Origin of the sequence: Comamonas thiooxydans, assembly GCF_000964545.1 — a bacterium.
GTDB classification, from domain to species: domain Bacteria; phylum Pseudomonadota; class Gammaproteobacteria; order Burkholderiales; family Burkholderiaceae_C; genus Comamonas; species Comamonas thiooxydans.
This window is the reverse complement of record NZ_BBVD01000002.1, coordinates 210060-223915: the sequence shown is the minus strand read 5'-3', so window position 1 is coordinate 223915 and position 13856 is coordinate 210060. Positions and strand designations below refer to the sequence as shown.

The window sequence follows — 13856 nt, the reverse complement described above, 5'->3', positions numbered from 1 at the left end:
GCACGCCCGTGCCTGTGGCGGGCTTTCGATAGCTGCAGCGCCACACTGAAGGCCATTTGATGGACTATGTAATCTCGCTCCTGGGGCCCATGTCGGCTGGTGCCCTTGTCACACTCAAGCTGTTCTTCATCACGCTGGCGCTGTCCATTCCCATGGGCCTGGCGCTGGCGCTGATGCGCATCTCCAGCATCAAGCCGCTGAGCAGCGCCGTGGGCGCCTATATCTGGCTGATGCGCGGCACGCCGCTGATGCTGCAGCTGCTGTTCGTGTACTTTGCGCTGCCCTTTGTGCCCTACATCGGTGTGCGCCTGCCCGACTTTCCCGCCGCCGTGGTGGCGTTTGCGCTGAACTATGCGGCCTACTTCGCGGAGATCTTCCGCGCCGGCATCAAGTCCGTGGATCGCGGCCAGTACGAGGGAGCCAAGGTGCTGGGCATGACTTATGCCCAGACCATGCGCCGCATCGTGCTGCCCCAGATGTGGGCCCGCATCCTGCCGCCCGTCAGCAACGAGACCATCACCCTGGTCAAGGACACCTCGCTGATCTATGTGCTGGCACTCAACGATCTGCTGCGCGTGGCGCGCGGCGTGGTGCAGCGCGACTTCAGCTTCACGCCCTTCATCGTGGCTGCGGCCTTCTATCTCATCATGACCCTGGTGCTGACCTGGGGCTTCCAATATCTTGAGAAAAAATATGCCAAGTACGACGCCTGACGTGATGATTTCCGCCCAGGGCATCCACAAGGCCTTTGGCAGCAACGAAGTGCTGCGCGGTGTCTCTCTGGAGCTGCTGCGCGGCGAGGTGGTGGCCGTGATCGGCCCGTCCGGCTCGGGCAAGAGCACCTTTTTGCGCTGCCTCAACCACCTGGAGACGATTGACCGCGGCACCATCAGCATCGAAGGCGAGGTGTTGGCACGCTCCGAGGGTGAGGCCAGGGCTCAGTACGTGAGCGATGCCGAAATCCGCAAGATCGGCCGCAAGATGGGCATGGTGTTTCAGTCCTTCAATCTGTTTCCCCACCTCACGGTGCTGGAAAACATCATCGAGGCGCCCGTCATCGTCAAGGGCATGAAGCGCGAAGACATCATTCCCAAGGCCGAGGCCCTGCTTGCCAAGGTGGGGTTGGCCGCCAAGCGCGATGCCTATCCCAATCATCTCTCAGGCGGTCAGAAGCAGCGCGTGGCGATTGCCCGTGCGCTGGCCATGGAACCCGACATTCTGCTGTTCGACGAGCCCACCTCGGCGCTGGACCCCGAGCTGACCGGCGAGGTGCTGCGCACCATGCGCGAGCTGGCCGAGGAGCACATGACCATGCTGGTCGTGACCCACGAGATGGGTTTTGCGCGAGAGGTGGCCAACCGCGTCATCTTCATGGACGGCGGCTACATCGTCGAGCAAGGCCCGTCCGAAGCATTCTTTGTGGCGCCTCAGCACGAGCGCACCAAGGCGTTTCTGCAGAATATGTTGTAAATAAGTCGCAGCTGTCGATGCGATTTCATATCGCAAAAAAGGCAGTTTGCGCATGCACAACAAGCGCTGAATGCTCCTGAAACAGGAGTGATGACTCTGCGATCCAAGCCATGCCTTGAAGAAACATTCACGAATGTATGTTTACTTGGGGCTAACCCGAGCTTTTTGCCGAGCTTGTCGGCACAATACCAGTTTGCTTTCTCTTGAGCGGCTATTCACGCATGTCACCCAACGCACCCTTTGTGGAACTGCGCAATGTCACCTTTGGCTATGGTGACCGCGTCATCCTGCGCGATCTGTCCCTGCAAGTGCCGCGCGGCAAGGTCACCGCGCTGATGGGCGCATCGGGCGGCGGCAAGACCACTGTGTTGCGTCTGATCGGCGGGCAGAACCATGCCCAGCAGGGGCAGGTGCTGTTTGACGGCCAGGATGTGACCATCATGAATGCGCAGCAGCTCTACGCCGCGCGTCGCCGCATGGGCATGCTGTTTCAGTTCGGTGCACTGTTCACCGACATGAGCGTGTTCGACAACGTGGCCTTTCCGCTGCGCGAGCACACCGATCTGCCCGAAGAGCTGATTCGCGACATCGTGCTCATGAAGCTGCATGCCGTGGGCCTGCGCGGTGCGCGCGATCTGATGCCTTCCCAGGTCTCGGGCGGCATGGCCCGCCGCGTGGCACTGGCCCGCGCGATTGCGCTGGACCCCGAACTCATCATGTATGACGAGCCTTTCGCGGGCCTGGACCCCATTTCGCTGGGTACCTCGGCACAGCTGATCCGCCAGCTCAACGATGCCATGGGCCTGACTTCGATTCTGGTATCCCACGATCTGGAAGAAACTTTCCGCGTGGCCGACCATGTGGTGATTCTGGGAGCCGGAAGCGTTGCTGCCCAGGGCACACCCGAAGAGGTGCGCGCCAGCACCGACCCGCTGGTGCAGCAATTCATCCATGCCAGACCCACGGGGCCTGTGCCGTTTCACTATCCGGGCGTCAGCGCCGACGAGGACTTTGGCAGCAGGAGGCGTGCATGAACTTTCTCGCACGCATTGGCCTGGCAGTGCGCTGCCAGCTGGTCAACATGGGGATTGGCGCACGCCTGCTGTGGCGCCTGCTGGGTTTGATGGGGCCGGCGCTCAGGCGCCCGCGCCTGATCGGCGACCAGATTCACTTTCTGGGCAATTATTCGCTGGCCATCATCGGCGTCTCCGGTCTGTTCGTGGGCTTTGTGCTGGGTCTGCAGGGCTATTACATCCTGCAGCGCTATGGCTCGGCCGAGGCGCTGGGCATGATGGTGGCCCTGAGCCTGCTGCGCGAGCTGGGGCCTGTGGTCACGGCCCTGCTGTTCGCGGGTCGTGCCGGCACGGCCTTGACGGCCGAAATCGGCCTGATGAAAGCCGGTGAACAGCTGTCAGCCATGGAAATGATGGCGGTGGACCCCGTCAAACGCATTCTGGCGCCGCGCTTCTGGGCCGGGCTGATCACCATGCCTTTGCTGGCTGCGGTCTTCAGCGCCGTGGGTGTGCTGGGTGGCTGGCTGGTGGGCGTGGTGATGATCGGCGTCGACAGCGGTGCTTTCTGGGGCCAGATGCAGCAGGGCGTGGACTGGTGGAGCGATCTGGGCAATGGCGTGCTCAAGAGCTTTGTCTTCGGCCTGGCCGTGACCTTTGTGGCCCTGCTCGAAGGCTATGCGGCCAAGCCCACGCCTGAAGGAGTTTCCCGTGCCACCACCCGTACCGTGGTCGTGGCCTCGCTAGCGGTTCTGGGCCTGGACTTCCTGCTCACCGCAACCATGTTCAGCATTTGAGGCTGCTCAGCAGATAGAGGTAAAAAATCATGCAGCAAAAGAAAAGTGATGTCTGGGTCGGCCTGTTTGTGCTGATCGGTGCTCTGGCCCTGGTGTTCCTGGCCTTGCAGTCGGCCAATCTGCTGAGTCTGAATTTCCAGAAGACCTATGCGATCACGGCGCGTTTTGACAATATCGGCGGACTCAAGCCCAAGGCGGCGGTCAAGAGCGCCGGCGTGGTCGTGGGCCGTATCGAATCCATTACCTTCAACGACCAGACCTTCCAGGCCGACGTGGCCATGAGCATGGAAACCCGTTACGCCTTTCCCAAGGACAGCTCGCTGAAAATTCTGACAAGCGGCCTGCTGGGTGATCAGTACATTGGTATTGAAGCGGGCGCCAGCGAAGAGAACCTCAAGGCAGGCGACCGTGTGACTGCCACCCAGTCTGCCGTGGTGCTGGAGAATCTGATCGGTCAGTTTCTCTACAGCAAGGCGGAGCAGGGTGGTGATTCCGGCGCTGCCGCAGGCAACGGGGGAGCGAAAGAATGATGACTACAACAAGCCCACAGACGAAATTGACGTCAGACGAGAATCAGGCGCTCAGGCGCGTTGCGCTGGCAGCCAGCGTTTCCGTAGCCGCACTGCTGTCCGGCTGCGCCACCACCACGGGCCCTGCCAACCCTGCCGATCCGCTGGAGTCCATGAACCGCAGCATCTATTCCTTCAATGAAGGCGTGGACGAGGCGGTCTTCAAGCCCGTGGCCACGGCCTATCAGACCGTGACGCCGCGTGTGGCGCGCCAGGGCGTGACCAACTTCTTCGACAATCTCGGCGATGCTTGGTCCTTCGTCAACAATGTGCTGCAGGGTCAGGGTCAGGGGGCTTACAACTCCATGGTGCGCTTCAGCGTGAACACGGTGCTGGGCATAGGCGGTCTGTTCGACATCGCCAGCGAGGCTGGCATCGAGCGCCATAAGCAGGACTTCGGCCAGACTCTGGGTCGCTGGGGCATGCCCACGGGGCCGTATCTGGTGCTGCCTTTCTGGGGGCCGTCCACGGTGCGAGATTCGGCCGGCCTGGTGGTTGACGCCTTCGGCTATCCTGCCAACTCCATGGATGACGTGCGCTGGCGCAACAGCCTGTTCGGTCTGCGCATGGTCAACAACCGTGCCAATCTGCTCAAGGCCGGCGATGTGCTGGACTCCGTTGCGCTCGACAAATACAGCCTGGTGCGCGATGTCTATCTGCGCTCACGCATTGGCGGCGCGGCGTCCGGCGGCGATGGTCGCCTCGAAAACTATGATGACGACAACGCCGGCAAGCTGCCCCCGGAAGGCCAGTGAGCCGGTAGAGCTTGGTTACAAACATGATGCACAGGCTGCGCGAGTGCGGTGACACTTGCGGGCCTAGGAGAAAAAACGCAATGAAGATTACTCGTCGCATGTGGGGCATGGCAGCAGGTGCCGTGCTCGCTCTGAATCTGGGGCTACCCGCAGCCCAGGCTGCTGAGGAAGCTCCCGATGCACTGGTCAAGCGCGTCTCTGCCGATGTGCTGGAGACCATCAAGAAGGATGCCTCGCTGCGCAACGGCGATTCCAGCAAGATCAATGCACTGGTCAACGAGAAGGTCATGCCCTATGTGGACTTTCGCCGCATGACATCGGCCGCTGTCGGTCCGGCCTGGCGTCAGGCCACGCCCGAGCAGCGCCAGAAACTGCAGGATGAGTTCAAGGCCCTGCTGATTCGCACCTATGCGGGGGCCCTGTCCCAGGTCGGCGATCAGACCATTACCGTCAAGCCTGTGCGCATGGCAGCCGGCGACACCGACGTGCTGGTGCGTACCCAGGTCAACGGCCGTGGCGACCCCGTGCAACTGGATTTCCGTCTGGAAAAACAGGCCACGGGCTGGAAGCTCTACAACTTCAACGTGCTCGGTGTGTGGCTGGTGGAAACCTATCGCAACCAGTTTGCGCAGGAAATCAATGCCAACGGCATTGACGGCCTGATCAAGACCCTGGCCTCGCGCAGCTCCATGCCGGCCACGGCGAACAAGTAAGCAAAGCGCTTCAGACGTCATGGCCCGCTCAGCTAGCAACCCTCTGCAACTGCCCAAGGAACTGACCTATCGTCAGGGGCGCGACTGTCTGCTGCGCCTGCGCCCGCTGGTCACGGGCCATGCGGATGCACAGGTGGTGCTGGATGCCAGTGCCGTCAAGGTGTTTGACTCGGCGGCTCTGGCCGTGCTGCTGGCCTGCCGGCGTGCTGCCCAGGAGGCGGGCAAGCAGCTCGTCGTCGAGGGTCTGCCCAAGGGCCTGCAGTCCATGGCCGCGCTGTATGGCGTGGACGGCTTGCTGATGCCCGCTCCCGTGCCCGATGCGGCCGCCACCGCTCAGCAGGGCTAGGCTGACGAATCACTGTGTCCGGCTAAGCCCCGCCAAGGCAGAGGCTGTGGGCAAGACCTAGAATCATGGGCTCCATGTCCGCAGTCTCATTCCAATCCGTCTCCAAGACCTACCGTACCCCCAAAGGGGATTTTCAGGCCCTCAAATCGGTGAGCCTGGATATCGAGGAAGGTGAATTCTTCGGTCTGCTCGGCCCCAACGGCGCCGGCAAGACCACGATGATCAGCATCCTCGCCGGACTGGCTCAAGCCACGGGCGGGCGCGTGCTGGTGCAGGGCAGCGATGTGCAGGCGAACTACGCCGATGCACGCCGCAAGCTGGGCATCGTGCCGCAGGAGCTGGTGTTCGACCCCTTCTTCAATGTGCGCGAGGCCTTGAAGTTCCAGTCCGGATATTTCGGCGTCAAGAACAACGACGACTGGATCGACGAGTTGCTCGACAGCCTGGGCCTGACGGACAAGGCCCACAACAATATGCGCCAGCTCTCGGGCGGCATGAAGCGCCGCGTGTTGGTGGCTCAGGCCCTGGTGCACAAGCCGCCCATCATCGTGCTGGACGAGCCCACGGCCGGTGTGGACGTGGAGCTGCGCCAGACGCTGTGGCATTTCATTGCCAAACTCAACAAGCAGGGCCACACGGTTCTGCTGACCACTCACTATCTCGAAGAAGCCGAGGCGTTGTGCAGCCGCGTGGCCATGCTCAAGCGCGGCGAGATCATCAAGCTCTCGCCCATGAGCGAGCTGCTCAAGTCGGCTTCCAGCAATGTGTTGCAGTTCAAGACCGATAGCGCCCTGCCCAAGGCCGTGGCCGACAGAGCGCGTGTTACCGGTCGAATCGTGCAGATTCCCGCCGCCCATGCAGTCGATGTGGAGCAACTGCTGGCCGCCTTGCGCGAGGCGGGTGTGACCCCCGAGGATGTGGAAATCCGCCGCGCGGATCTGGAAGATGTGTTCATCCACATCATGAATGAAGGCTCCAGGACACAGGCTCCTGCAGGAGGTGTCCAATGAACGGCTGGCAGACCCTGCTCAAAAAGGAAGTGCTGCGCTTCTGGAAGGTGAGCTTTCAGACCGTGGCCGCACCGGTGCTCACGGCCGTGCTGTATCTGCTGGTTTTCGGCCATGTGCTCGAAGGCCGGGTCATGGTCTACGACCGCATCCCCTACACCGCGTTTCTGATTCCCGGCCTGGTGATGATGAGCATGCTGCAGAACGCGTTTGCCAACAGCTCGTCCAGCCTGGTGCAGAGCAAGATCATGGGCTCGCTGGTGTTCGTGCTGCTCACGCCGCTGTCGCACTGGGCCTGGTTCAGCGCCTATGTGGGAGCGGCCATTCTGCGCGGCCTGCTGGTCGGTTTGGGCGTGTTTGTGGTCACCTTGTTCTTTGCCGTGCCCGATTTTGCCGCGCCGCTGTGGATTCTGGTGTTCGGCTTTCTGGGCTGTGCCCTGATGGGCACGCTGGGCCTGATCGCCGGTCTCTGGGCCGAGAAGTTCGACCAGATGGCAGCTTTCCAGAACTTTTTGATCATGCCTCTGACCTTTCTGTCCGGCGTGTTCTATTCCGTGCACTCGCTGCCCGGCTTCTGGCAGGCGGTCAGCCATGTCAACCCGTTCTTCTACATGATCGACGGCTTCCGCTATGGCTTCTTCGGCCAGAGCGATGTCTCGCCCTGGCTCAGCTTCGCCATCGTGGGCGCTGCCTGGCTGGCTGTGAGCGCGCTGGCCGTGCACCTGCTGCGTATCGGCTACAAGATTCGTAACTGATTTTTAGAATTGACGCGGGGCTGCTTGCGAGACAATGACCGGTTTCGCCAGCTTTGCGCTTAAAGGTTCCCCATGACTGCAGACCAACTCAAAGACCTGATCGCCGCCGGCCTGCCCTGCGAGCATATTGCGCTGGAAGGTGACGGCCGACATTGGTTTGCCACCATTGTTTCTGCACAGTTTGAAGGCCAGCGTCTGCTGGGCCGCCAGCGCCTGGTCTATGCCACGCTGGGCAACCGCATGGCCACCGATGAAGTCCATGCCCTGTCCATGAAGACCTACACCCCGGCAGAATGGGCTGCTGCCCAGGCTTGATGCGAGTCGAGACGCAAGATTGATAGCTGTCAGTGCTTGCTACATAAGCGCTGAGTGCATTTTTTACATATAAACATTCAAGGCTTGAAGCCATGGACAAACTCAAGATCCACGGTGGTCGTCCCCTCAAGGGCGAAGTAATCATTTCCGGTGCCAAAAACGCCGCTCTGCCTGAAATGTGTGCCGCACTGCTCACGGCCGAGCCCGTGCATCTGCACAATGTGCCGCGTCTGCACGATGTGGCCACCATGCGCAAGCTGCTGGCCAACATGGGTGTGCAGACCGAAACCCATGGCGAACGTGGCGGCATGAGCTTTGTGGCACCCGACAGCCTGGTGCCCGAAGCGCCTTACGAGCTGGTCAAGACCATGCGCGCCTCGGTGCTGGCCCTGGGTCCGCTGCTGGCCCGCTTCGGCCACGCCAAGGTGTCGCTGCCCGGCGGCTGCGCGATCGGCTCGCGCCCCGTGGATCAGCACATCAAGGGCCTGCAGGCCATGGGTGCCATCATCACCGTGGAAAACGGCTATATGCATGCCAGCCTGCCCGAAGGCTGGAAGCGTCTGAAGGGCGCACGCATCACCACCGACATGGTGACCGTGACCGGCACCGAGAACTTCCTGATGGCCGCTGCGCTGGCCGAAGGCGAGACGGTGCTGGAAAACGCCGCCATGGAACCCGAAATCACCGACCTGGCCGAGATGCTGATCAAGATGGGGGCCAGGATCACCGGTCACGGCACCAGCCACATCGTGATTCAGGGCGTGGACAAGCTGCATGGCTGCGAGCATCAGGTGGTGGCCGACCGTATCGAGGCCGGCACCTTCCTCTGCGCCGTGGCGGCTACCAGCGGTGAAGCCTTGCTGCACCACGCGCGTGCCGACCATCTGGGCGCGGTGATCGACAAGCTCAAGGATGCGGGCGTGAGCGTGGAGTGCGTGGATGGCGGCCTGAAGGTGGCGTCCTCCGGCAAGCTCAAGGCCCAGGGCTTTCGCACCACCGAATATCCGGGCTTTCCCACCGATATGCAGGCCCAGTTCATGGCGCTGAACCTGGTGGCCGAAGGCACTAGCATGGTGACCGAGACCATCTTCGAGAACCGCTTCATGCATGTCAACGAGATGGTGCGCCTGGGCGCGCGCATCACCACCGACGGCCGCGTGGCGACCATCGAAGGCGGCAAGCGCCTGTCCGGTGCCACCGTGATGGCGACCGATCTGCGCGCTTCGGCCAGCCTGGTGATTGCCGGTCTGGTGGCCGAGGGCGAGACCATCGTCGATCGCATCTACCACCTGGATCGTGGCTACGACCGCATGGAAGACAAGCTGCGCGCCCTGGGCGCCGATATCGAGAGAATTTCCGCATGAGCACCGCAACGCCTGTGACCATAGCCCTGTCCAAGGGCCGCATTTTTGAAGAAACCGTGCCCCTGCTGGCCGCCGCCGGCATAGTGGTGACCGAGGATGTGGAAAAGTCGCGCAAGCTGATTTTCGACACCAACCGTCCCGATGTGCGTGTGGTGCTGGTGCGTGCATCGGACGTGCCCGTCTATGTGCAATATGGCGGCGCAGACCTGGGCGTATCGGGCCTGGACTCGCTGATCGAGCATGGCGGCCAGGGCCTGTACCAGCCGCTGGACCTGCAGATTGCCAAGTGTCGTGTCAGCGTGGCCGTGCGCAACGGCTTTGACTATCAGCTGGCCGTCAAGCAGGGCGCGCGTCTGCGCATCGCCACCAAGTACCCCGAGATTGCCCGCAACTTCTTTGCCAAGAAGGGCGTGCACGTGGACATGGTCAAGCTCTACGGCTCCATGGAGCTGGCGCCGCTGACCGGCATGGCCGATGCCATCGTCGATCTGGTGTCCACCGGCAACACGCTCAAGGCCAACGATCTGGTCGAGGTCGAGCCCATCATGGACATCAGCTCGCGTCTGGTCGTCAACCAGGCTTCGCTCAAGCTCAAGCAGGCTCCGCTGCGCCACATCATCGATGCGTTTGCGCAGGCCGTTGCCGCCAAGAACAACTGATTTTCCCTACTGGTAAATACTATGGAATTCGTAGCTGTCCCCGCCCGTCTGTCAACCGCTGATGCCCAGTTCGAGCATGATTTTGCGCAGCGTCTGCACTGGTCGGCGGACACGGATGCAGCCATCGAGCAGCGGGTGGCCGACATCCTGGCCGATGTACAGCAGCGCGGCGACGCCGCCGTGCTTGAATACACGGCACGCTTTGACGGGCTGCAGGCCGATTCCATGGCTGCGCTGGAGCTGACCAAGCAGGAGCTGAAAGCCGCCTTCGAGAGCTTGCCGGCAGCCGAGCGCGAAGCGCTGGAGTCGGCGGCGCGCCGCGTGCGCAGCTATCACGAGGCGCAGAAAAAGGCCAATGGCGAGAGCTGGAGCTACCGCGACGAAGACGGCACGCTGCTGGGCCAAAAGGTCACGCCGCTGGACCGCGTGGGCATCTACGTGCCGGGCGGCAAGGCCGCCTATCCGTCCAGCGTGCTGATGAACGCCATTCCCGCCCATGTAGCCGGTGTGCAGGACATCATCATGGTCGTGCCCACGCCCCAGGGTCAGAAGAACCCGCTGGTGCTGGCTGCTGCCTATGTGGCTGGCGTGCACCGCGCCTTCACCATCGGTGGCGCCCAGGCCGTGGCAGCCCTGGCCTACGGCACGGCCACCGTGCCCAAGGTGGACAAGATCACCGGCCCAGGCAATGCCTATGTGGCCAGCGCCAAGAAGCGCGTGTTCGGCATCGTGGGCATCGACATGATTGCCGGTCCTTCTGAAATCCTGGTGCTGGCCGACGGCACGACACCACCCGACTGGGTGGCCATGGATCTGTTCAGCCAGGCCGAGCATGACGAGCTGGCACAGTCCATCCTGCTGTGTCCCGATGCGGCCTATATCGATGCCGTCCAGGCCGCGATCGACCGCCTGCTGCCCGAGATGCCGCGCAAGGCCATCATCGCCAAGAGCCTGAGCGATCGCGGTGCACTGATTCTGACCAAGGACATGGAAGAGGCTTGCGCGATCAGCAATCGCATCGCGCCCGAGCACCTGGAAGTCTCCAGCCGCGACCCGCACCGCTGGGAGCCTCTGCTCAGGCACGCCGGCGCCATCTTCCTGGGCGCCTACACCTCCGAGAGCCTGGGCGACTACTGCGCCGGCCCGAATCACGTGTTGCCCACCAGCGGCACGGCGCGCTTTTCCTCGCCGCTGGGGGTGTACGACTTCCAGAAGCGCAGCTCCATCATCGAAGTCAGCGAGTCCGGTGCCCAGATCCTGGGCAAGACCGCCGCCGTGCTGGCCTATGGCGAAGGCCTGCAGGGTCATGCCAGGGCTGCCGAAATGCGCCTGAAGTAAATCCGCCGGTGCTTGCCCATCAGCCGTGGCCCGTCCACGGCTTTTTTCATTTTCGGGCAGGTCCACATGCCCCCGTTTCGGGGCAAATCATCTCCAGATGTTTCATGGTGCGGGAATGCGCGGATTTGCTGTGACACTCGGCGGGCTGCGTGGCAGCGCAGCATTCAATAGCCAATCACAACAAGGGAGCGTGAAGATGAATCAGGTCATGAGTTCCTGGCAGCAACGCGGCTGGCGGCTGCTGGGCGGACTGCTGCTGATCGCGGGGCTGGCCGCGTGCGGTGCACCGCCTTCGGCGCAGGATGCCTTGCAGGTCGCTGAGAGCGCATCAGCAGCGCCGCGCACGCCCAGGGTCGAGTCCACACTGGGCACGCAATGGGGGGAAGGGCGAGAGTCGGTCACCCGGACCGTAGAAGCCGCGCGCCTGGATCCCGAACGCCCGCGCACCGTGGCACAGCTGCGCTACTCCGATGAGGCCAGCATCCGCCGCGCCCTGGGGCGCAGCATTGATCAGCAGCTCAGCGTGCAGCTAGCCGACGGCGATGTGGAGTGGGTGGTGCAGGACGGGCAGGGCCGGCCGCTGCTCATCTACACCATGCGCGGAGCTCGGGACTATCAGCTGGCCGGCCGTCATGGCGAGCGCTACGAGCTGGTCTACAGCAACCGCAGCCAGCGCCACTATGAGGTCGTGGTCACGGTGGACGGCCTGGATGTGCTCACCGGCCAGGCCGGCAGCGTGCGCAATGCCGGCTATCTGCTGCGCCCCGGCGAGACCCTGCGCATCGAGGGTTTTCGCAAGAGCCAGCGTGAAGTGGCGGCCTTTCGTTTTTCCGGCAAGGAGCGCGCCTATGCCGGCAATACCCCGGCGGGCGATGCGCGCAACGTGGGCGTGATCGGAGCGGCCCTGTTTGAAGTCCGCCTGCAGGGGCGCGATGCCGCTCGGCCTGCGCCAGAGCCCCGTGGTGCGGCCGAGCCTGCGGCTTTTCCCGCCGACGGCAGATATGCCCCGCCGCCGCAGTACCGGCGCTGAGGGCTGTGGCGCTGCCGCCTGCAGCCGCAGCGCATGTCAGATTCGCCTGCTGAACTGGCCTAATCCGTCGTCGTCATAGAACTCCAGCCAGAGGCTTTGGGCCGGCGCTGTGTCACTTGCCTCGAAGACCGCCAGCGAAATGCTGTGCGGAGCTGCGCTTTCGTTGCCAGGAACGAAGCAGAACTGGCTGCCGCTCCAGTGCCGCAGCACATAGGTCTGGGCTTGCGGGCCTATGCTCAGCTGCAGCCGGTTGTCGACGAGGCTGACCTGCACCGGGCCATGGTAGGCGTTGTCATAGCTTCCCGCATAGCGCTGCAGCGCGCCCGGAGGCTGGGGCGCAGACGGGGGCTGCTGGCCCCGCAGGGAGCCCGTGGGCGCCATCAGCGGAGCGATCTTTTCGCTGTACAGCGACCACCAGTCCTGCGTGAGGCGGCCGGTTTCCATCAGGTCCACGAACTGGCGGCACAGGGTTTCGGGAACGCCTATGGGAATGCCGTTGGTGAGCACGATGACGGCGGCGTCCAGCGAGGGGATGAGCATGAAGCAGGTGGCCGCACCCAGCATGAAGGCGCCCGAATGGCTGAGGAACTTCAGCCCGCCATCGGTCGCTGCGACATTGAAGCCGAAGCCGTAGTGCCCTCCCGGCGCCTGGGCCTGCCAGGCGGCTTGCAGGGCTGCAGGGGCGACCAGCTGCTGTCCCTGCCAGCGTCCCTGCGCCAGCAGCAGAGACAGCCAGCGCGCCATGTCGTTGACGCTGGAGCTGGCGCCGCCGGCCGGGGACTGGGGGTCGGCATTGCGCGGCGTGCCGCGCTGCCAGCTGCCGTCATCGGCGCGTACATGGGGGCTGGCACGGTTGGCCTGCTGCATGAATTCGGCATAGACCGATGTGGTTCGCGTCATGCCCAGAGGCGCATACAGGCTCTGGCGCGACAGGCTCGCCCAGTCGGTATTGGCAGCGCCTGCGACGCCCACGGCGGCGGCGGTCAACCCGGCATTGGTGTAGGCGTATTCGCTGCGCAGCGGCTTGACGGGCAGCAGGCGCAGCCGCTCCAGCACCACCTGCTGGCCGTTGCCAAGCTCCTCGAGCTTGTCGCCCGCATGGTCGGGCAGGCCGCTGCGATGGGCAAACAGATCGCCCACGGTCAGCACCGCGCTGCTGCCCGGATTGCGCAGTGCAAACCAGGGCAGCAAGTCCTGCATGCGGCTATCCCAGGAGACCCGTCCCTGGCCGACCTGGCGCGCCACCACGGTGGCGGCCAGGGATTTGGAGACCGAGGCCAGCTGGAACACGGTGTCGGCATTCACGGCCGCACTGCCGCCGGTCTCGCAAAGCCCCAGGCCTTGGGCGGCAAGCGTTTGCGCGCCCTGGACCACGGCCCAGGCCATACCCGGAACACCGCTGACACGGCGCAGCGTCGCGGCCAGCTCGGGCAGTCGCCGGGCTGCCTCCGCGGCGCTCAGACCTTTTGCCGGCCCATCGTCTCCGCCGCAGCCCGCCAAAGCCAGCCCGGAGCCGGCCGCGATGCCCAGGCCGGCTCCGGCGCGGACGGTGCGATCGAGCATCTGGCGTCTGGTCCATGCAGTCTTGGATGGCTGGCTCATGATTTCTCCTCCCGGTTGGTGGGTCTGCGCTTGCAGAGGGGCAAGTTTCTGGCGAACTGCTTTTTGCTCCGCAGTATGGATTCCTGCAGGCCATTCTGGCAATTTGAAATTTCACACGAATTTCGT

16 protein-coding genes are annotated in these 13856 nt (G+C 63.3%); 15 read left to right on the top strand and 1 reads right to left on the bottom strand.

From position 1 onward, the window contains the following. Positions 1 to 59: 59 nt before the first annotated feature. From Cth01_RS02565 to Cth01_RS02495, 15 genes are all read left to right on the top strand, one after another. The gene (locus Cth01_RS02565) at positions 60 to 713 is read left to right on the top strand and encodes an amino acid ABC transporter permease (protein ID WP_003058677.1); all 654 of its coding nucleotides are present in this window, start codon (positions 60 to 62) and stop codon (positions 711 to 713) included. Then, entirely contained in the window at positions 694 to 1470 is a 777-nt protein-coding gene (locus Cth01_RS02560) for an amino acid ABC transporter ATP-binding protein (RefSeq protein WP_003062063.1), read from the top strand. Before Cth01_RS02565 ends, Cth01_RS02560 begins: the two co-directional genes overlap by 20 nt. A 221-nt stretch (positions 1471 to 1691) precedes the next feature. Continuing rightward, complete coding sequence (locus tag Cth01_RS02555) at positions 1692 to 2504, top strand: ABC transporter ATP-binding protein (RefSeq protein ID WP_034357452.1); 813 nt, start codon at positions 1692 to 1694, stop codon at positions 2502 to 2504. Further along, positions 2501 to 3277 (top strand): lipid asymmetry maintenance ABC transporter permease subunit MlaE, encoded by a 777-nt coding sequence (gene mlaE, locus Cth01_RS02550; protein WP_003062071.1) that lies wholly within the window; start codon positions 2501 to 2503, stop codon positions 3275 to 3277. The genes Cth01_RS02555 and mlaE overlap by 4 nt, the downstream gene beginning before the upstream one ends. Before the next feature lie 29 nt (positions 3278 to 3306). Further along, positions 3307 to 3807, top strand: a complete 501-nt coding sequence (gene mlaD / locus Cth01_RS02545; protein ID WP_034357454.1) for an outer membrane lipid asymmetry maintenance protein MlaD — start codon at positions 3307 to 3309, stop codon at positions 3805 to 3807. Further along, positions 3804 to 4601, top strand: coding sequence for an MlaA family lipoprotein (locus Cth01_RS02540; RefSeq protein ID WP_034357456.1), 798 nt, complete (start codon positions 3804 to 3806; stop codon positions 4599 to 4601). Before mlaD ends, Cth01_RS02540 begins: the two co-directional genes overlap by 4 nt. A gap of 80 nt (positions 4602 to 4681) precedes the next feature. Continuing rightward, positions 4682 to 5314, top strand: coding sequence for an MlaC/ttg2D family ABC transporter substrate-binding protein (locus Cth01_RS02535; protein WP_034381574.1), 633 nt, complete (start codon positions 4682 to 4684; stop codon positions 5312 to 5314). 19 nt (positions 5315 to 5333) lie between these two features. Beyond that, entirely contained in the window at positions 5334 to 5660 is a 327-nt protein-coding gene (locus Cth01_RS02530) for an STAS domain-containing protein (RefSeq protein WP_034357458.1), read from the top strand. 74 nt (positions 5661 to 5734) lie between these two features. Further along, positions 5735 to 6670 carry an ABC transporter ATP-binding protein gene (locus tag Cth01_RS02525; RefSeq protein ID WP_034348309.1) on the top strand — a complete coding sequence of 312 codons (936 nt, stop codon included), beginning with the start codon at positions 5735 to 5737 and terminating at the stop codon, positions 6668 to 6670. Next, a complete protein-coding gene (locus Cth01_RS02520) occupies positions 6667 to 7422 on the top strand; it encodes an ABC transporter permease (RefSeq protein WP_003058656.1) in 756 nt (251 codons plus the stop codon). The genes Cth01_RS02525 and Cth01_RS02520 overlap by 4 nt, the downstream gene beginning before the upstream one ends. A 72-nt stretch (positions 7423 to 7494) precedes the next feature. After that, positions 7495 to 7737 carry a BolA family protein gene (locus tag Cth01_RS02515; protein ID WP_003062090.1) on the top strand — a complete coding sequence of 81 codons (243 nt, stop codon included), beginning with the start codon at positions 7495 to 7497 and terminating at the stop codon, positions 7735 to 7737. Between the two features lie 92 nt (positions 7738 to 7829). After that, a complete protein-coding gene (murA, locus tag Cth01_RS02510; protein ID WP_034357460.1) occupies positions 7830 to 9101 on the top strand; it encodes a UDP-N-acetylglucosamine 1-carboxyvinyltransferase in 1272 nt (423 codons plus the stop codon). Then, on the top strand, positions 9098 to 9760 hold the full coding sequence (gene hisG, locus Cth01_RS02505) for an ATP phosphoribosyltransferase (RefSeq protein ID WP_045838452.1): 663 nt from the start codon (positions 9098 to 9100) through the stop codon (positions 9758 to 9760). Before murA ends, hisG begins: the two co-directional genes overlap by 4 nt. A 21-nt stretch (positions 9761 to 9781) precedes the next feature. Continuing rightward, the gene (gene hisD / locus Cth01_RS02500) at positions 9782 to 11098 is read left to right on the top strand and encodes a histidinol dehydrogenase (protein ID WP_045838451.1); all 1317 of its coding nucleotides are present in this window, start codon (positions 9782 to 9784) and stop codon (positions 11096 to 11098) included. Between the two features lie 97 nt (positions 11099 to 11195). After that, positions 11196 to 12128, top strand: coding sequence for a hypothetical protein (locus tag Cth01_RS02495; RefSeq protein ID WP_045838450.1), 933 nt, complete (start codon positions 11196 to 11198; stop codon positions 12126 to 12128). A gap of 36 nt (positions 12129 to 12164) precedes the next feature. Here Cth01_RS02495 and Cth01_RS02490 read toward each other — a convergent pair whose 3' ends face one another. Beyond that, positions 12165 to 13730 (bottom strand): serine hydrolase, encoded by a 1566-nt coding sequence (locus Cth01_RS02490; protein WP_045838449.1) that lies wholly within the window; start codon positions 13728 to 13730, stop codon positions 12165 to 12167. Positions 13731 to 13856: the final 126 nt, after the last annotated feature.